15 protein-coding genes are annotated in these 18492 nt (G+C 74.6%); 6 read left to right on the top strand and 9 right to left on the bottom strand.

The genetic code is table 11. From position 1 onward, the window contains the following. Nucleotides 1-124 precede the first annotated feature (124 nt). Nucleotides 125-934, top strand: coding sequence for a hypothetical protein (locus tag ACFTXQ_RS15050; RefSeq protein WP_382640563.1), 810 nt, complete (start codon nucleotides 125-127; stop codon nucleotides 932-934). Nucleotides 935-959: 25 nt separating this feature from the next. On the opposite strand, the gene ACFTXQ_RS15045 is transcribed toward ACFTXQ_RS15050, so the two are convergent. After that, on the bottom strand, nucleotides 960-1679 hold the full coding sequence (locus ACFTXQ_RS15045; RefSeq protein ID WP_382640560.1) for a 3'-5' exonuclease: 720 nt from the start codon (nucleotides 1677-1679) through the stop codon (nucleotides 960-962). 103 nt (nucleotides 1680-1782) lie between these two features. After that, complete coding sequence (locus tag ACFTXQ_RS15040) at nucleotides 1783-3045, bottom strand: SAV2148 family HEPN domain-containing protein (RefSeq protein WP_382640557.1); 1263 nt, start codon at nucleotides 3043-3045, stop codon at nucleotides 1783-1785. 283 nt (nucleotides 3046-3328) lie between these two features. Here ACFTXQ_RS15040 and glgX point away from each other — a divergent pair, with 283 nt between their 5' ends. Further along, entirely contained in the window at nucleotides 3329-5443 is a 2115-nt protein-coding gene (gene glgX, locus ACFTXQ_RS15035) for a glycogen debranching protein GlgX (protein WP_382640555.1), read from the top strand. Here the strand turns inward: glgX and ACFTXQ_RS15030 are convergent. Continuing rightward, on the bottom strand, nucleotides 5428-6738 hold the full coding sequence (locus tag ACFTXQ_RS15030) for an MFS transporter (protein ID WP_382640552.1): 1311 nt from the start codon (nucleotides 6736-6738) through the stop codon (nucleotides 5428-5430). The genes glgX and ACFTXQ_RS15030 overlap by 16 nt on opposite strands. 82 nt (nucleotides 6739-6820) lie before the next feature. Between ACFTXQ_RS15030 and treY the strand changes: the two genes are divergently transcribed. Next, nucleotides 6821-9091, top strand: coding sequence for a malto-oligosyltrehalose synthase (treY, locus tag ACFTXQ_RS15025; protein ID WP_382640549.1), 2271 nt, complete (start codon nucleotides 6821-6823; stop codon nucleotides 9089-9091). Nucleotides 9092-9189: 98 nt separating this feature from the next. Here treY and ACFTXQ_RS15020 read toward each other — a convergent pair whose 3' ends face one another. Then, a complete protein-coding gene (locus tag ACFTXQ_RS15020) occupies nucleotides 9190-10092 on the bottom strand; it encodes a LysR family transcriptional regulator (RefSeq protein WP_382640546.1) in 903 nt (300 codons plus the stop codon). A gap of 83 nt (nucleotides 10093-10175) precedes the next feature. On the opposite strand from ACFTXQ_RS15020, the gene lpdA reads away from it, so the two are divergent. Continuing rightward, nucleotides 10176-11612: a dihydrolipoyl dehydrogenase gene (gene lpdA / locus ACFTXQ_RS15015; protein WP_382640543.1), complete on the top strand. Its 1437-nt coding sequence runs from the start codon at nucleotides 10176-10178 to the stop codon at nucleotides 11610-11612. Between the two features lie 62 nt (nucleotides 11613-11674). Here the strand turns inward: lpdA and ACFTXQ_RS15010 are convergent, their stop codons facing one another. Further along, the gene (locus ACFTXQ_RS15010; RefSeq protein ID WP_382640540.1) at nucleotides 11675-12034 is read right to left on the bottom strand and encodes a metalloregulator ArsR/SmtB family transcription factor; all 360 of its coding nucleotides are present in this window, start codon (nucleotides 12032-12034) and stop codon (nucleotides 11675-11677) included. 118 nt (nucleotides 12035-12152) lie between these two features. On the opposite strand from ACFTXQ_RS15010, the gene ACFTXQ_RS15005 reads away from it, so the two are divergent. Next, the gene (locus ACFTXQ_RS15005) at nucleotides 12153-13475 is read left to right on the top strand and encodes a M14 family zinc carboxypeptidase (RefSeq protein ID WP_382640537.1); all 1323 of its coding nucleotides are present in this window, start codon (nucleotides 12153-12155) and stop codon (nucleotides 13473-13475) included. Here ACFTXQ_RS15005 and ACFTXQ_RS15000 read toward each other — a convergent pair. Both ACFTXQ_RS15000 and ACFTXQ_RS14995 read right to left on the bottom strand, forming a co-directional pair. Next, on the bottom strand, nucleotides 13454-13957 hold the full coding sequence (locus ACFTXQ_RS15000; RefSeq protein WP_382640534.1) for a GNAT family N-acetyltransferase: 504 nt from the start codon (nucleotides 13955-13957) through the stop codon (nucleotides 13454-13456). The genes ACFTXQ_RS15005 and ACFTXQ_RS15000 overlap by 22 nt on opposite strands. A gap of 47 nt (nucleotides 13958-14004) precedes the next feature. Continuing rightward, nucleotides 14005-14568, bottom strand: a complete 564-nt coding sequence (locus tag ACFTXQ_RS14995) for an FHA domain-containing protein (protein WP_382640531.1) — start codon at nucleotides 14566-14568, stop codon at nucleotides 14005-14007. 110 nt (nucleotides 14569-14678) lie between these two features. Here ACFTXQ_RS14995 and treZ point away from each other — a divergent pair, with 110 nt between their 5' ends. Continuing rightward, nucleotides 14679-16427, top strand: a complete 1749-nt coding sequence (treZ, locus tag ACFTXQ_RS14990) for a malto-oligosyltrehalose trehalohydrolase (RefSeq protein ID WP_382640528.1) — start codon at nucleotides 14679-14681, stop codon at nucleotides 16425-16427. 12 nt (nucleotides 16428-16439) lie between these two features. Here the strand turns inward: treZ and ACFTXQ_RS14985 are convergent, their stop codons facing one another. Continuing rightward, a complete protein-coding gene (locus tag ACFTXQ_RS14985) occupies nucleotides 16440-17579 on the bottom strand; it encodes an aminopeptidase P family protein (RefSeq protein ID WP_382640525.1) in 1140 nt (379 codons plus the stop codon). After that, on the bottom strand, nucleotides 17576-18421 hold the full coding sequence (locus ACFTXQ_RS14980) for a LysR family transcriptional regulator (protein ID WP_382640739.1): 846 nt from the start codon (nucleotides 18419-18421) through the stop codon (nucleotides 17576-17578). Before ACFTXQ_RS14980 ends, ACFTXQ_RS14985 begins: the two co-directional genes overlap by 4 nt. Nucleotides 18422-18492: the final 71 nt, after the last annotated feature.

The raw sequence follows: 18492 nt of genomic DNA, 5'->3' as shown, positions 1-18492 counted from the left end.
CGCGGTGGGGCCACGGCGGGCGGAACGCCGGGCGGGCCGCGACGGGAGACCGGGCGTCGGCATAGTAATGAGGCTGTGACCTGGGGCTGTTCAGATGAGCCCTGATGATCACTAGGGTTCGAGCGTGCCGAAGAACCATGAGATACCCACGGGCCCGGGCGGGTCCGACGAAGACAAGTGGAACGCGCTGCGGGAGGAGTACTCCGGCTGGGGCGCCATGCCGCAGGAGCCGGCGCCGCCGGCTGCCCGGCCCAGGCGGGCGTGGCCCCTGAACACGGCACTGGCGCTGCTGGCCGCCGGCTCGGCGTTCGTCGTGCTGACGCTCATGGACACGTCGCCCGACACGAAGGCGCCGGCCCCCGCCCCCGCCCGGGCGGCGTCCGCAGCGCCGTCGCCCTCCCCGTCGAAGAACACCCTGGACACCCGGCCGATGATCCCGCTCGGCGACGTCTTCCCGGCCGAGGTCAAGGGTGCCTCCGGCGCCACCTTCACGCGGCTGGGCTCCGTCGTACTGGAGTCCTGCACCGAGGCCGACAGCATCGGCCCCCGCCTGGCCGCCCTCATCGAGGACAGCGCCGGCTGCGTCGGCGAGCAGGTCGCGCTCTACAAGGACGCGCAGGACAACCAGTTCAACCTGGCCGTCTTCACGATGAAGGACCCGAAGGACGCCGTGATGCTCACGACCGAGCTGGCGATGGCCTTCAACGACTACCAGGTGGCCGTGCAGGGCCCGCCGCCCGGATCCGGTCTGAAGACCCTGCCCGCGGACAGCGGGCTGGTGCAGGCCTTCACGGGGCACGGCCGGGTCATGGTGGTCGCCATGGGCCAGTGGTCCGACGGCCGGACCGCCGACTTCCAGCAGCTCGTCGACCGTATGGGACCGCTCCAGGGGGCGGTCTCCAAGAAGGTCGGCGACTACGAGGGCACGCGCTGACCCGGCATCACATCGGCGGCGGCCGTCACGCCGGGACCAGGCCCCGCAGCGGCCAGGCCGTGTCGATCACCACGTCCGGCGTGCCCTGGCGGCGCAGGTAGGCCTGGAAGTCCCGGGCCCAGCGCGCGTGCCAGGTGCCCTGCCGGGCGTGCAGGTCGCCCGGGGTGAGCGCGGCCACCTCCGGATGCCGCTCGGCTATCGCCCGGGCCACCTGGACCGCGGCCAGCGCATCGGCCCCGGCGTCGTGCGCGGCGTCGAGGGTCACCCCGTACACCCCGCAGACCGCCTCCAGGGTCCGCTTGCCGCGCCGGTAGCGGTCCACCGCCCGGTCGATGGTCAGCGGGTCGGCCACCGGCCCGGTCTCGGCGCCGCCCAGCCGGTCGGCCAGCGACGGCAGCCCGTGCCGGGCCAGCTCCGCCGTGAGCAGGGTGAGGTCGAAGGCCGCGTTGTAGGCGACGACCACCGCTCCGCGCCGCCAGTGCCCGACCAGGGCCTGCGCGATCTCGTCCGCCACCTCCCGCACGGGCCGCCCCTCGGCGACCGCCCGCTCGGTGCTGATCCCGTGGATCGCCGAGGCCTGTTCGGGGATCGGTATCCCCGGGTCCGCGAGCCAGCCGCGCCGCTCGCGCACCTCGCCGGCCCGCACCTCGACCAGCGCCGCCGTCACGATCCGCGACTCCCCCGGCTCCGTGCCGGTCGTCTCCAGGTCGAACCCGATCAGCACACCGCCGTGCCAGTCCCCCATGCCGCGCCCCTCCCCCGTACACCTTCGGTCAACGGCTTTCAGCCTGCCACGGGGCACTGACAGGCCGGCCGACACCCCCCACCCGTCACGAGGGCGCCGGGGGTCACGACACCGGGCGGGAGTCCTCCCACACCGATTCGAACTCCTCCCGGTACGTCGTGAACAGCCCGTGGTCGGCGTCCCTCGGCACCCCGCGGCCGCCGCCTCTCAGCACCAGCACCGGGGACTCCATGCCGCGGGCCCGGCGCAGGTAGGACTGGACGACCGCGATGCCCGAGGACTGCCCCTCCACCAGGTAGGCGGTGAAGCGCGGGGTCTCGTCGAAGACGTGGATCTCGAAGCGCGAGGGGTCGCGCAGGCCCGCGCGGACCCGGCGGACGTGGAGGATGTTCATCTCCACCGAGCGGCTCAGCTCGCCCTTGCGCAGCCCGAGCTCCCGCTCGCGCCGCTTGACGGCGCTGCTCGCCGGGTTCAGGAACAGCAGCCGCACCCGGCAGCCGGCCTCCGTGAGCCGGACGAGTCTTCGGCCCGAGAAGTTCTGGACCAGCAGGTTGAGCCCTATGCCGATGGCGTCGAGCCGCCGCGCGCCCCCGAAGAGGTCCTCGGCCGGCAGCTGCCGCTGGAGCCGCACCCGGTCCGGGTGGACGGAGATGACGTCCGCGTACCGGTCGCCCACCAGGTCCTCGACGGCGTCGATCGGGAGCCGGTCCGCCGACGGGCTGCCCGCGCCCCCGCCCAGGACCTCCAGGAGCCGCGCCGAGGCCCGCTCCGCCTGTTCCAGCACGGGCCGCGAAAGGGCCCGGTTGCGGGAGACGACGTTGCGGGTGACCTCCAGCTCGTCCAGCGCGAGCTCGATCTCGCGCCGGTCGTCGAAGTACGGTTCGAAGCAGGGCCAGTGCTGGACCATCAGCTCCCGCAGCTGGGGCAGGGTCAGGAAGCTCAGGACGTTGTCGTCGGCCGAGTCGAGCAGGTAGCCCTTGCGCCGGCTGACCTCGCGCACGGCCACGGCCCGCTGCACCCACTCCTGCCCGGCGGGCCCGGCGGCCGCGACGACCCAGTCGTCCCCGCCGTGCACCGGCTCGTAGATCGGGCGCAGGACCGCGCCGACCACCGACCGCAGCCGCTGCTCGATCAGGTTCAGCCAGATGTACGCACGTCCGGCCCGCTGCGCCCGCGTCCGGACCTCGCTCCAGGCCTCCGCGCCCCAGTCGAGCTCGGCCCCGGCCCGGGTGTTCCCCGTCGCCGCCTGCGGGGCCAGCGACACCGCCCCGCTCGGCAACCCTCCGGGGGCCGCGCCGACGGCGTCCGCCGGGCCACCCTCGTGACCGCTGTCACCAGGGGGCAGCTCCAGACCTCCCGAGCTCACCCGTGCACCGCCTTCTGCGTCTGGACGCCCGTCTCCAGTGATCACGGAAGGGTACTCCGCGCGCACGTCCCGGTGCAGCCCGATGGCCCGTACACCGGCTGTCCGTTGACCCATTATCCGATGCGCGGACAGTCCGCTGACCCGCATATCAGCTCTGCGGGTCACCCGGCAGCACCAGCCCAAGTCCGCGCGTGGGGACCCTCTTTCGGGGAAGATCTGGCAGTGACGTGGTCCAGCCGGATCAGCCGCAGCAGCCGGAGCAGGATGGGAAGAGTCGTTATCTATGCAGGTCTGGCCGGGACAGGCTTACCCGCTCGGCGCCACTTACGACGGCGCCGGCACCAATTTCGCGGTCTACTCCGAGGCCGCCCGACGCATCGAGCTGTGCCTGCTCCACGACGACGGTTCGGAGACCGCCGTGGAGCTGCGCGAGACGGACGCCTTCGTCCGGCACGCGTACCTGCCGGGCATCATGCCGGGCCAGCGCTACGGGTTCCGGGTCCACGGCCCGTACGAGCCCGAGCGCGGCCGCCGCTGCAACGCGGCGAAGCTGCTGCTCGACCCGTACGCGCGGGCGATCAGCGGCCGCGTCCAGTGGGGAGAGGCGGTGTACGGCTACCACTTCGGCCGGCCGGACTCCCGCAACGACCTGGACTCCGCCCCGCACACCATGAGCTCGGTCGTGGTGAACCCGTACTTCGACTGGGCCAACGACCGGCCGCCGCGCCACGAGTACCACCACACCGTGCTGTACGAGGCCCACGTCAAGGGTCTGACCATGAACCATCCGGAGCTCCCGGAGGAGCTGCGGGGCACGTACGGGGCCCTCGCGCACCCGGCGGTGATCGGCCACCTCGCCAAGCTCGGGGTGACGGCGCTGGAGCTGATGCCGGTCCACCAGTTCGTCAACGACCACCGGCTGGTCAACGACGGCCTGAGCAACTACTGGGGCTACAACACCATCGGTTTCTTCGCCCCGCACAACGGCTACGCCTCGGGTGACCGCGGCCAGCAGGTGCTGGAGTTCAAGTCGGCGGTGCGGGCCCTGCACGAGGCCGGGATCGAGGTGATCCTGGACGTGGTCTACAACCACACGGCCGAGGGCAACCACCTGGGCCCGACCCTGTCCTTCCGCGGGCTGGACAACGCCTCGTACTACCGGCTGGCGGACGATCCCCGGCACTACATGGACACCACCGGGACGGGGAACTCGCTGCTGATGCGCTCCCCGCACGTGCTCCAGCTGATCATGGACTCGCTGCGGTACTGGGTCACCGAGATGCACGTGGACGGCTTCCGCTTCGACCTGGCGGCGACGCTCGCCCGGCAGTTCCACGAGGTGGACCGGCTGTCCTCGTTCTTCGACCTGGTCCAGCAGGACCCGGTGGTGAGCCAGGTGAAGCTGATCGCGGAGCCCTGGGACCTGGGCGAGGGCGGCTACCAGGTGGGCAACTTCCCGCCGCTGTGGACCGAGTGGAACGGCAAGTACCGCGACACCGTACGGGACTTGTGGCGCGGGCAGCCGCGCACGCTGGCGGAGTTCGCGGGAAGGCTGACCGGTTCCTCGGACCTCTACCAGGACGACGGGCGGCGGCCGCTGGCGTCCATCAACTTCACCACCTGCCACGACGGTTTCACCCTGCACGACCTGGTCTCGTACAACGAGAAGCACAACGAGGCCAACCGTGAGGGCAATCGGGACGGCGAGACCCACAACCGGTCGTGGAACTGCGGGGTGGAGGGGCCGACCGAGGACCCGGAGGTCCTGGAGCTGCGCGAGCGCCAGATGCGCAACTTCACGGCCACCCTGATGCTGTCGCAGGGCGTGCCGATGCTCAGCCACGGGGACGAGTTCGGGCGCACGCAGGGCGGCAACAACAACGCCTACTGCCAGGACAACGAGCTGTCGTGGGTGAGCTGGCCGGAGCCGGGCAAACCGCCGCCCGCACTGCTGGAGTTCACCCGGCGGATGGTGTGGCTACGGCGGGACCACCCGGTGTTCCGGCGGCGCCGGTTCTTCCACGGGCGGCCGGTGGAGGGGACGCACGACGAGCTCTCGGACATCGCCTGGTTCACCCCGCACGGCGAGGAGATGCGGGCCCGGGACTGGCAGGCGCAGCACGCGCGGGCGCTGACGGTGTTCCTCAACGGGGAGGCGATCTCGGAGCCGGGCTCGCGCGGGGAGCGGATCACCGACGACTCGTTCCTGCTGATGTTCAACGCGGGCGCCGAACCCCAGGAGTTCACCATTCCGGCGGGGCACGGGGCGCAGTGGCGCCTGGTGGTGGACACGGCGCGGCCGGACGTACTGCCACCCGGTACCGGGCCGCAGTATGCGGCCGGGGACCGGGTGGCGCTGACGGGGCGGTGCCTGGTGCTGCTTCAGCGGCCGGCGTAGGCGGTGCCGGAGCCGGCTCCGCTGCCGGCTCCGGTGCTGTTGCCGACCACCGGGGAGGCGGTCTGCTGCGCCGGGATGAAGGCCTTGACGGGGGGCCGGGCGGCGGGCATCCGGGTGACGAGGGCCAGGGTCAGACAGGCGGCGGCCGCCCCGACCGCCACGGCGAAGGCCCCGGCGGGCCCGTACCACTCGGCGAGCCGCCCGGAGACGGCGAGTGCGATGGCCTGGCCGGCGACCAGCGAGCTGGCGGCGAAGGCCATCGACTCGGCGAGCCGGGCCGGTTCGACGACGCGTTCGGTGAGCGCGAAGGCGGTGATGAGGTGCGGGGCGTAGGCCGCGCCGAGCACGGTGACGACCGCGTACAGCGGCCACAGGGTGTCGGTGAACAGCAGCGGCACCGAGAGGACGAGCGCGGCGCCGGTGGCCACCCGCCAGCGCAGCCGCAGCCCGAAGCGGGCGGGCAGCGCGCCGAGCGCGAGGCCGACGGCGGCGCTGACCACGCCCATGGCGGCGTAGACGATCCCGGCCTGGCCGGGGACGCCCAACTGCGCGGTGAGCGCGGCGATTCCGGCCTGACAGCCGCCGAACATGGCGCCCTGGAGGGCGAGCGAGCCGCGGACGGCGTGCACCACGCGCGGCTGCCGGGCCCGGGGGGCCTTGCCGCGCGCCTTGGCGGGGGCCCCGGCCGTGACGGCGGCGGTCGGGTGCAGCGCGTAGGTGGTGCCGAAGACGGCGACGAGCCCGGCGGCGGCGCCGAGGGCGACGGCCGGATGGGCGACGAGGGCGGCGAGCCCGACGAGGGCCGGTCCGAAGACGAACGAGACCTCGTCCAGGGTGCCTTCGAGCGAGTGCACGGCGCCGACCACACTCTCGTCGGCCTTGGCGCGGTGCGCCAGCGCGACGGAGCGGGTCCGGGCGAGCGGCCCGATCAGCGGTACGGAGGCGCCGGTGACGGCGCCGATCGCGGCGAGCGGGACGGTGTCGAGGCCGCCCAGGGCCCCGGCGACGAGGGCCCCGGTGGCGACGGCGTTGACCGCCGCGGCGGTGAGGACGACGGGCCGCTGGCCGTGGCGGTCGGCGAGCCGGCCCAGGACGGGTCCGAAGACCACCTGGCCGGCGGAGAGGGTGCCGCCGACGATGCCGGCGGTGGCGAGGGAGCCGCTGGTCTCGGCGACCAGGAGGACGCTCCCGAACTGGGACATCGCGACGGGCAGTCGGGCGAAAAAGGAGACGAGCGGGAGTAGGGGCCCGGTCAGGGCGATGACTCTTCGATAGGTGTTGACGGTTCCAACCACTTGAGCAACGTTAACGCGGTGGAGTCACCCGGATGCATTGGGTAATGGCACGGAATCCGGCAGGCTGGGTACGTACGTTCTCATGAGCCAGCCGCAGCCAAGCATCCAATCGGAATCTGATGTTCCGAAACCTGTCACTCCGGCGTCGACCTACCGTCTCCAACTGCGCCCGGAGTTCCCGTTCGCGGCGGCCGAGGCAGCCGTACCGTACCTCGCCTCCCTCGGCGTGTCACACCTGCACCTGTCTCCGGTCCTGGAGGCGGTTCCCGGCTCGGCGCATGGGTACGACGTCACCGATCACACTGCTGTGCGAGCGGAGCTCGGCGGCGAGCCGGGGCTCCGGGCCCTGGGCGCGGCCGCCCGGGCGCACGGGCTGGGCCTGGTGCTGGACATCGTGCCCAACCACATGGCCGTGCCGACCCCGCTGCGACTGAACCGGCCCCTGTGGGAGGTCCTGCGGGAGGGCCCGGACTCGCCGTTCGCACGCTGGTTCGACATCGACTGGGAGGCGGGCGGCGGGCAGGTGCTGCTGCCGGTGCTCGCCGGTCCGGTGGAGACCTGCGCGCTGGAGGCCGACGGCGAGGTGCTGCGCTACGGGGAGCAGGAGTTCCCGCTGCGGGCGGGTACGGCGGGGCTGGAGCTGCCCGCGCTGCTGGCCGCCCAGTGGTACCGGCCGGCGTGGTGGCGGGAAGCCCGCACCTCGCTCAACTACCGCCGCTTCTTCACCATTTCGGACCTGATCGGGGTCCGTGTGGAGGATCCGGAGGTGTTCACGGCCACCCACGCCAAGGTGCTGGAACTGGTGCGGGACGGGGTCGTCGAGGGCCTGCGGATCGACCACGTGGACGGGCTGGCGGATCCCGGGGAGTACCTGCGGCGGCTGCGGGCCGCGGCGGGACCGCACTGCTGGGTGGTGGTCGAGAAGATCCTGGCCCGCCAGGAGCGGCTGCCACCCGCGTGGCCCGTGGCGGGAACCACCGGCTACGACGCGCTGCACCGGGTGGACGGCGTGTTCACCGACCCGGCCGGCGCCGCCGAACTGGCCCGGCGGTACGTGCAGTTCACCGGAATCCCGGAATGGGAGCGGACGGCGGCGGCGTGCGCGCGGGAGGTCCTGACCGGCGACCTGGCCGCCGAGCTGGGCGCGCTCGAACGGCACGTGGGCACGGAACTCGCGGAGACCGTACGGGAGTTGCTGATCGCCCATCCCGTCTACCGGCCGTACCCCGACGAGCCGGAGCCCGCGCCGCAGGCCCTGGAACGGGCCGCCTCGCCGGCCGGTCCGGCCGCTGTGGCCCGCGTACGGGAACTGCTGCTGCGGGACCCGGCGTTCGCGGCCCGCTTCGCCCAGACCTCGGCCGCGCTGCGCGCCAAGTCCCTGGAGGACCGCGCCTTCTACCGGTACGGGGCGTTGCTGTCGGCCACCGAGGTCGGCGGGGACCCGGGGCATCCGGCGGTGTCGGCCGAGGAGTTCCACGCGTACTGCGCCGCGCTGGCCCGGGACTGGCCCCGGTCGGGGACGGTGCTGTCCACGCACGACACCAAGCGCAGCGCGGACGTCCGGGCCCGGATCTCGGTGCTGTCACAGGCGCCGGAGCTGATGGACGGCCTGGCCGGCCCGGACCCCCAGCTGGCGTGGACGGCCCGGCAGACCGCGCTCGGGCTGGGCGAGGTCCCGCAGGCCGTGCCCCGGCTGGAGGAGGCGCTGCTCAAGGCGGTCCGCGAGGCCGCCCTGCACACCAGCTGGACCGACCGGGACGAGGCCTACGAGGCGACCGTCCCCGGCTACGCCCCGCACCCCCTGGACCTGCCGCCGCACGTCGCGGAGGCGGCCCGGGCGAACCTGCTCGGGATGGCGCTGCTGCACCTGGCGATGCCCGGGGTCCCGGAGGTCTACCAGGGCGCCGAGACGGAGTACCGCGCCCTCGTGGACCCCGACAACCGGCGGCCGGCCCACTTCCCGCGGGAGGCCCTGGCCCGGCTGGACGCGGGGGGCGCGCCGCTCGGGCCCGCGCAGGAGAAGCTGGCGCTCACGGCCGCGGTCCTGCGACTGCGCCGCGACCGGCCCGAGCTGTTCGACGGCTACGCCCCCCTCTCCGCCCGCGGCCCGGCGGCGGAGCACTGCCTGGCCTTCACCCGTTCGCCCGGGCTGCTGGCGGTCGCGACCCGGCTCTCGCACCGGCTGGCCGCGGCGGGCGGCTGGCGCGACACCGTGCTGCCCCTGCCGCCGGGCCGGTGGGTACCGCTCGCGGGGATGCCGGGCGCCCGGGAGACCTCGTACGAGAACGGGCTGCAGCCGGCGGACCTGCTCGCCGACGCGCCCGTGGCACTGCTGCTGCGCGCCACGGCGTAGCCGGTCCCGCGTGGAAGGCTGACGGCATGGAGGAGCAGCGGTACGACGTGTGGGCGGCCGGGGACGCCTACGAGCGCTACATGGGCCGGTGGAGCCGGCTAGGACCGCGGCGCCGGATCGACGGCCGCCTGGCTGTCGGCGGTCAGCTCGGCGAAGGCCGCGGCCGCGCCGGTCAGCGGGACCCGGGAGAAGACGGCCAGGGGCCGGTGCCACGGCGGGTCGAGGGAGAGCAGTACGCACTCCTCGCCGACGGCGCCGCGGACCATGTGGGCCGGGGCCACGACGATGCCGACCCCGGCGGCCGCCATCCGTACGGCCGTCGAGGTGTGTTCCGTACGCAGGACCGTGCGCGGGGTGAAACCCGCCGCTCCGCAGGCCCAGTCCAGCACGAGCTGCCCCTCGACCAGCGGTTCCATGGCGCAGCGGACCCAGTCGCGGTCGGCGAGCTCGGCGAGGCGGACGGCGCCCCGGCCGGCGAGCGGATCGTCGAAGGGGACGACGAGGACCAGTTCCTCGCGGCCGACCCGGAGCACCGGACCGGTCCACTCCTTGGGCTCGGGGCCCACGGCGAGGTCGGCGACCCCGCGCTCCAGCTGCTCCTCCAGGGCCTCGTTGGAGCCGTATTCGCGCACCACCAGCGAGACGCCCGGGTGCAGGGCCCGCCAGCGGGCGGCGATGACGGGGAGCATGCCGACGGCCAGGGCGTGCACGGTGGCCAGGTGCAGCTCGCCACCGGCGACACCGGCGGCGGCGCGGGCGGCCCGCTCGGCCTGGCGGGCGCTGCGGACGGCGAGCTGTGCGTGCGGGAGGAAGGCACGGCCCATGGGGGTGAGCCGCACCCCGCGCGGCATGCGCTCCAGGAGGGCGCCGCCCACGGACCGCTCCAGCGCCTTGACCTGGTGGGAGAGGGCGGGCTGGGTGACGTGGAGGGCGTCGGCGGCGCGGGTGAAGGAGGACTCCTCCACGACGGCGAGGAAGTACTCCATCTGGCGCAGGCTCATGACCGGGAAGCATAAAGAACGTGCATGGACCCCAGAAGATCATTTCCTTGGACTGCGGGGAACGGGCCGGACAGGCTTGGCACATGACCAACGAAGACGTCAACAGCAACGGCAACGGCAACGGCACGGTGGACGTGATCGTGATCGGCGGTGGCACCGGCGGCTACAGCACCGCCCTGCGCGCCTCGGCCCTGGGCCTGAGCGTCCTGCTCGCCGAGCGGGACAAGGTCGGCGGGACCTGCCTGCACCGCGGCTGCATCCCGAGCAAGGCGATGCTGCACGCGGCCGAACTCGTCGACGGCGTGGCCGAGGCGCGCGAGCGGTGGGGGGTGCGGGCGAGCGTGGAGTCGGTGGACTGGTCGGCGCTCACCGCGACCCGGGACGACATCGTCTCCCGCAACCACAAGGGCGTGGAAGGGCACTTGGCGCACGCCGGGGTGCGCGTGGTGGCCGGCAGCGCGCGGCTGACCGGGCCGCGGTCCGTCCGGATCGAGGACGGACGGGAGTTCACCGCCACCAGGGGGATCGTGCTGGCCACCGGGTCCCGGCCGCGCACCCTGCCCGGGCTGGAGCCCGACGGGCACACGGTGGTGACCAGCGACGACGCCCTGTTCGCCCCCGGGCTGCCCGGGTCGGTGCTGGTGCTGGGCGGCGGCGCGATCGGGGTGGAGTACGCCTCCTTCCACCGCTCGATGGGCGCCGAGGTGACCCTGGTCGAGGCCGCGGACCGGCTGGTCCCGCTGGAGGACGCGGACGTGTCCCGGCATCTGGCGCGGGGCCTGAAGAAGCGCGGGATCGACGTGCAGACCGGAGCCCGGCTGGAGGGGGCCGTCGTGGAGGGCGGGATCGTACGGGCCACGGTGCGCACCGCGCGCGGGGAGCTGCGCGAGCTGAAGGCCGAGCGGCTGCTCGTGGCGGTCGGGCGGGTCCCGGTCACCGACGGGCTGGACCTGGCGGCGGCCGGGCTCGCCACCGACGAGCGGGGGTTCGTGGCGCCGGCCGACTGGTCCCGGCTGGAGACCTCGGTCCCGGGGATCCACGTCGTGGGGGATCTGCTGCCGCCCCCTTCGCTGGGCCTGGCGCACGCCTCCTTCGCGGAGGGCCTGCTGGTCGCGGAGACCCTGGCGGGGGTCCCCTCGGTGCCGGTGGACTACGCGGCCGTGCCGCGGGTGACGTACTCGGCGCCGCAGACGGCGGCCGTCGGCCTGACGGAGGCACAGGCGCGCGAGGCGGCGTACGACGTGGTGGTGAACACGATGCCGCTGACGGCCGTGGCCAAGGGGATGGTGCACGGGCAGGGCGGCACGGTGAAGGTGGTCGCGGAGCGGGACGGCCGGGTGCTGGGGGTCCACCTCGTCGGGCCGCACGTCTCGGAGATGATCGCGGAGAGCCAGCTGATCGTGGGCTGGGAGGCGGCGCCGGAGGATGTCGCCCGCCACGTCCACGCCCACCCGACGCTGTCGGAGGCGGTCGGCGAGGCCTTCCTCTCCCTGGCGGGGCGGGGCCTCCACCAGCAGTAGCCGCGGGCGGCGGGGGCACGGGCCGGCGGCGGGAGGGTGGGTCGGTGTTACAGCAGGGCGCCTCAGCCGTCCGTGCCGGTCGCCGCGGCCCCAGGCCCGCTCCCGTCGGCCTTGCGCCACTTGGTGTGGCGCAGCACGACCTGCTCGGGGCAGACGGCGCTGAGGAACCGGCCGACGTGCATGGCCAGCCGTTCCTCGGCCAGCGCGTAGAGGATGCGGTTGCCGTCGCGCCGTTCGGTGACCAGCCCCGCCCCCTTCAGCACGCCCAGGTGCCGGGAGATCGACGGCGCGCTGATGGAGAACCGGCCGGCGATCTCCCCGGCCGCGAGTTCGCCGTCCCGCAGGTCCTCGAGGATCTGGCGCCTCGTGGGGTCGGCCAGTGCCCGGAACGCGCCTGCCTCGTCCTCGTCCGCTGTACCCATGCCGAGGAACTTAGCACATTGGCTAAGTACGAAAGGAGGTGGGCCGGTCAGGGGCGTTCCCCCGCAAGCCGGGGGAAATCCGGGGCTCCGGGAGCAGTAGGGGGCCTGCCCGGCGGGCATGGCATCCCTTGTGACCCTCCTCCGCGACACGCGCTACCCCACACCGCACGAACTCGCCCTGACCGCCCGCGCCCTGGCCGACGAGCACCCCGGCCACGCCCGGCTCCGCCAGGCCGGTACCTCCCGCGCCGGGCAGCCCCTGTGGGTGCTGTCCGTCGCCCCCACCGCAGCCCCCGCCGGCGCCCGGGGCAGCCACAACGTCCTCGTCGTCGCCGGAGCCCACGCCAACGAGCCCGTCGGCGGGGCCACCGCGCTCTCCCTCGCCCGGCGGCTCCTGCACGAACCCGCGCCCCGGGCCGGCTGCGGCTGGCACTTCCTCCTCTGCGCCGATCCCGACGGCGCGGACCTGCACCGCACGCCCCGCCCGTACTCGCTCCTCGACTACCACCGGAACTTCTTCCGCCCTCCCGGGCCCGAACAGCCGGAGTGGGCGCCGTCTTTACTGCCCCCGGACCGGCTGCCGCCGGAGACCGTGGCGCTGACCGCCCTCATCGACGAGCTGCGGCCCGTCCTCCAGGTCTCCCTGCACGCCACCGACCTCGGCGGCTCCTGGGTGCAGCTCACCCGGGACATACCGGGCCTCGCCGAGCCCTTCGGGAAGTCGGCCGCCGAGCTGCGCATCCCGGTGGAGAACGGGGCCTCGGACGCCGCCGGCTGGCCCTCCCCCGGGCCCGGGATCTTCGTGATCCCGCAGCCCGGGAGCGAGGCCGCCGGGGTCTTCCACCCGGAGGACACCCGGCTCAGCACCTGGTACCACGCCCACCGGTACGCCGGCACCACCGCGATCGTCGAAGTCCCCATGTGGGCCTCCGACCTGGTGGACGACCCGGCCCCGCACCCCGACCCGCGCGGCGCCCTGCGCGTACTGGCCGGGCGGCTCGCCGCCGACGCCGCGCTCGTCGCCCGCATGCGGGAGGCCTTCCGGCCCCGCCCGCTGCTGTACGGGGACCCGGCCGCGGCGCCCCTGCTGCGCGCGGTGGACTGGACGCTCGCCCTCATCCCCCGGATCACCGCCGAATGGGCGGGCAGCGGGGCCCCGGCCGAGGCCACGGCGGCGTACATCGCCAGCATCGACGCCTTCGGGCGTCGCCTGTCGCTGCGGGCCGCCGCGATGCTGCTGCGCGTGCTGCGCGTGCAGGGCCATCCGTCGGCTCCCGGGCTGGACCGGCTGGTGACGGGGTGGTGCGAGGAGTTCGCGGCGCGCTTCCAGGCCCGCTGGGTCCCGGTGGCCACCCAGGTGGAGCACCAGGCCCGTACCGTCCTGGCGACGTACGAGCGCCTCCTCGCGGCCCAGCGCCCTCAGTCCGTGGACAGCCCGTAGCGCCGCTTGGGCAGGCCGGTGGCGCCGAGCCGGTCGTAGAAGCGGACCGCGCCCTCGTTCCAGTCGGGGGTCTGCCACTGGACCTGTACGAGACCGAGCTCGCGGGCGAGGTCCGTCACGCCGGCCATCAGGGCGGCGCCGAGTCCGTGGCCGCGGGCGTCCTCGGCCAGGTAGAGGCAGTCCATGTGGAGGTAGTACCCGGCGTCCCAGAAGGCGAACTCGGCCGAGCAGGCGGCGTATCCGACGACCGTGCCGTCCGGGTCCTCGGCGAGCAGCACCCACAGGCGGGCGTCCTCGGCGAACAGCTGCGGCCCGAGCCGCTCGGCGAGGCCGGGCGGCCGGGGGGCCGACTTCTCGTACGCGATGTGCTCGTGCATGAGCTCGACCAGCCGGGGCAGGTCCCCGACGCGTGCGCGGCGTACGACCGGCCCGTCCACCGGGGCTCCGGCGTTCTTCGTGTGCGTGTGTGCGGTGTTTTCCATGGGTGCCATCCTGCGCGGTGGCCCCTCGCCGGCGACCGCCGGGTGCGCTATCGCGCGGACAGCCGGAACATCATCTTCCCGAAGCCGACCTGGTCGCCATCCCGGACCACCGCGGAGCCCGTCACCCGGCGCCCGTTCACGGTGGTCCCGTTGGTGGAGCCGAGGTCCGTGAGCACCCACACGCCGTCGCGCATGCGCAGCTCCGCGTGCGCCCGGGAGACCGTCTCGTGGCTGAGCCGCAGCCCGTTGCCCGGGTCGCGGCCGATGTGCAGGGCCGCCGCGCTCGGGTACGGGAGCAGCAGCTTCGGCAGCCGCTCGACGGCCCAGGCCCGCCGGACTCCGGCCGTGACGGCGGAGGCCCGGCCGACCCAGCCGAACAGCCGACGGGTCCACGGGCTTTCGGCGCCCTCCCGTGACTGGAGGTCGGCGGTGAGGACCGCGAGGTCCTCGGAGCGGCGCGCGACGAGGGCGAGTTCCATCCGGCGCAGGAACGTGTCGTGGGACAGCTTGCCGAGGGCGGCGCCCTCCCTGAGCTGGCCCAGCGCCCGGTCGCGCTCGGCGTCGGACAGCCGCGGCGCGGGGAAGGCGGGGAACTCGAAACTCGACGTCACAGGGTGATTGTCGGCCCGTCGGGGCCGGAGTGTCCAGAACACCCGCGCCGCGCCCGGAATGATGGGCAGGATACGCATGCTGGGCACCGCCGGAGACGAGGGGACCGTCCGTGCAGTTCGAGGTCTGGGCACCTTTGGCAGGTCGTGTCGCCGTGCGACTCGACGACGCGACGTACGACATGGCACGCGATCAGGACCGGGACGGCTGGTGGACCGTCACGGCCCCGGCCGCCGACGGGAGCCGCTACGGGTTCCTCCTGGACGGCGGGACGACCGTGCGCCCGGACCCGCGCGGGCGGCGCCTGCCGGACGGCCCCGACGGCCCGTCGGCGGTGGTCGACTTCGCCGCTCTCCCCTCCCCGGAGGCCGCCGCGCCCGGCACCCCGCTCCAGGACGCGGTCCTGTACGAGCTGCACATCGGCACCTTCACCCCCGAGGGCACGTTCGACGCCGCCGCCGCCCGCCTGGGGCACCTCACCGCGCTCGGGGTCACGCACGTGGAGCTGATGCCGGTCTGCCCCTTCCCCGGGCGGCACGGCTGGGGCTACGACGGGGTCGCGCCGTGGGCGGTGCACGAGCCCTACGGCGGGCCGGCCGGGCTCGCCCGGTTCGTGGACGCCGCGCACGCCGCCGGGCTGGGCGTGGTACTGGACGTGGTCCACAACCACCTCGGGCCCGCCGGCAACCATCTCCCGGCCTTCGGCCCGTACTTCACCGACACCCACCACACCCCCTGGGGCGCGGCGGTGAACCTGGACGCGCCCGGCTCCGACGAGGTGCGCGCGTACCTCCTCGGCAGCGCGCTCGCCTGGCTGCGCGACTACGGGATCGACGGGCTGCGGCTCGACGCCGTGCACGCGCTCGCCGACGGACGGGCGCTGACCTTCCTGGAGGAACTGTCCGCGGCCGTCGACGCCTTGGCGGCGGAGAGCGGCCGCAGGCTGTTCCTGATCGCCGAGTCGGACCGCTGCGACCCGCGCACCACCACCGCGCGCGGCGAAGGGGGCCTGGGCCTGCACGCCCAGTGGAACGACGACTTCCACCACGCCCTGCACTGTGCGCTGACCGGCGAATCCCAGGCGTACTACGCCGACTTCGCAGAGGCCCCGCTCGCCGCCCTCGCCAAGACCATGACCCGGGCCTTCTTCCACGACGGCACCTGGTCCTCCTTCCGGGGCCGCACCCACGGCCGCCCGGTGGACCGCCGCCGAACCCCCGCCCACCGTTTCCTCGGCTACACCCAGACCCACGACCAGATCGGCAACCGGGCGCTCGGTGACCGGCTGTCCGCCTCCCTCTCCCCCGGGCTGCTGGCCTGCGCCGCCACGCTCGCGCTGACCGGGCCCTTCGTGCCGATGCTGTTCATGGGCGAGGAGTGGGGCGCGACCACGCCGTGGCAGTACTTCACGGACCACCCCGATCCGGAGCTCGCCGAGGCGGTACGGACCGGCCGGCGCCGGGAGTTCGCGGCGCACGGCTGGAAGGCCGAAGAGATCCCCGACCCGCAGGACCCGGCCACCCGGGACCGCTCCTGCCTGGACTGGGAGGAGCCCGGGCAGCCCGGCCCCGCCCGCCTGCTGGCCTGGTACCGCACCCTCGTCGCGCTCCGCCGCACGCACCCGGACCTGCGCGACCCGGACCTGGCCGCGGTCCGGGTCGCCCACGACGAGGAGCGCCGCTGGATCACCTTCCGGCGGGGCGACGTACGGGTGGCGGTGAACCTCTCGCCGGAGCCGGCGACGATCGCGCTGGGCCGCAACGGCGTACGGGTACTGGCCGCGTGGGAGCCGCTCGAACACCCCGGCCCGGACGGGCGGATCCACCTGTCGGCCGAATCCGCGGTGGTGCTGGGCCCGTGAGGCCCGTGGCGGCTACTCGACGATCGCCAGCTCGCGCGGGGCGTTGTTCAGGCGCAGGGCGCCCTCCTCTGTGACGGTCACGATGTCCTCGATGCGGACGCCGAACCGGCCGGGCAGGTAGACGCCCGGCTCCACGGAGAAGCACATGCCGGGGACGAGGGGCTGCTCCTCGCCCTCGACCATGTACGGCGGCTCGTGGGTGGTGACGCCGATGCCGTGGCCGGTGCGGTGGATGAACCGCTCCCCGTAGCCGAATTCGGTGATCACCGCGCGGGCCGCCCGGTCCACCTCCTGGCAGGAGACCCCGGGCCGGACCGCCGCCACGCCGGCCTGCTGGGCCTCGCGGACGACGTCGTGGACCCGCTGCTCCTCGGCGGTCGGCTCGCCGACGTGCACGGTGCGGGAGATGTCGGAGCCGTAGCCGTAGCGCAGGCCGCCGAAGTCGAGGACCACCATGTCGCCGCGGCGGATGACCCGGTCGCCGGCCTCGTGGTGCGGGTTGGCCCCGTTGGGGCCGGAGCCGACGACGGTGAAGTCGACCTGGGAGTGGCCGTGTGCGCGCAGCAGTCCGGCCAGGTCGGCGGCGACGTCGGTCTCGCGGCGGTCGGCGAAGGGGAGGTGCAGGACCTGCGCGTAGGCGGCGTCGGCGGCGGCCCCCGCGGCCGCGAGGCGCTCCAGCTCCCGTGCGTCCTTCACCGCGCGCAGCATGGGCAGGGAGTCGGTCAGCGGCACGTAGGAGGTGGTGGGCAACTCCCGCTGGAGGCCGAGGAGATGCAGGGCCCAGGTGTTGTCGCTGACGCCGAAGCGGCCGGCGACGTCCAGGAGGGGGGCGGTCACGGCGTACGGGTTCTTCCCGTCGGTCCAGTCGCGCAGGGTCAGGGCCGGTGCGCCCGGGGCCTTGGCGGCGTCGGGGGCCTCCAGGGCGGGCACCACGAGCACCGGGTCCTGGCCGGCGGCGAGCACCAGCAGGGTGAGCCGCTCGGTCTCGGCGGTGGGGCGGTAGCCGGTGAGGTGCGCGAGGTCGGGCCCGGGGGCGATGAGCAGCCCGGCCAGTCCCGCGTCGGCGGCGGTCTGCGCGGCGGCGGCCATGCGGGCGGCGTAGTCGGCGGCCGTGAAGGGGGCGGGGCCTTCGGCATGGGTGTCATGGGTCATACGGGGGATCCTGCCGCGAGCCGTGCGGCGAGCGCAGCGGCCGCGCCGGTGGGGGTTCCGGACCAGAGCAGTTCCGTACGGTGCACCAGGCGGGGCACGGACAGCGGTACGGCGACCCCCGCGCCGGCGGCCTCGGCGACGCGGCGCGGCAGCAGCGCGAGGCCGTGGCCGGCGGCGGCGAGGGCGCAGAGGGCCTGCACGTCGGTGCCCTCGTAGCGGGCGGCGGTGCGCGCGGCGGTCAGCGGCAGCCCCACGCCGGGGGCGTCCAGCCAGCGGGCGTCGGCGAGGTCGTCCATCCGGAGGGCGGCCCGCCCGGCGAAGGGGTGCCCGGCCGGCAGCAGTACGGCCAGCTCCTCCTCCCCGACGCCCGTCACGGTGAGCGGGGCCACGTCGGGCAGGCGCAGCGGATCGCTGGGCGCGGCCGGCCCGTCGACGAGACCGAGATCGCTCTCCCCGGAGGCGACCGCGGCGGGCACCTCGGCCGGGGGCAGCACCCGCAGGGTCACCCCGGTGGCGGGCAGCGCGGCGAGCAGCCGGGGGCCGACGGCGAGCGGGGACGCGGCGACCGTGACCCGCCCGGGCGGCGCGGCGGCCAGCCGCAGGACGTCGGCGCGGGCGGCGTCGAGCCGCAGCAGCAGCGGCCCGGCGTGCTCCAGCAGCCGCACCCCGGCCGGCGTCGGTGCCACGGGCCGCCGGGTGAGCAGTTCGGCCCGCAGATCGGCTTCGAGGGCGGCGATGTGCTGGGAGACGGCGGACTGGGTGTAGCCGAGCTCCCGGGCGGCCCCGGAGAAGGAGCCGAGCCGGGAGACGGCGACGAAGGTGCGCAGCAGATGCGGATCCATGCCGCCCAGCATGCCGCGCCCCTGCGGGGAGCCGGGCGGGGGACCCTGCGGCTCCGCCTCCTGGGGCTCCG

The organism is Streptomyces sp. NPDC057010 (genome assembly GCF_042673805.1).
In the GTDB taxonomy this organism is placed as follows: domain Bacteria; phylum Actinomycetota; class Actinomycetes; order Streptomycetales; family Streptomycetaceae; genus Streptomyces.
This window is presented reverse-complemented; position numbering and strand designations above follow the sequence as displayed.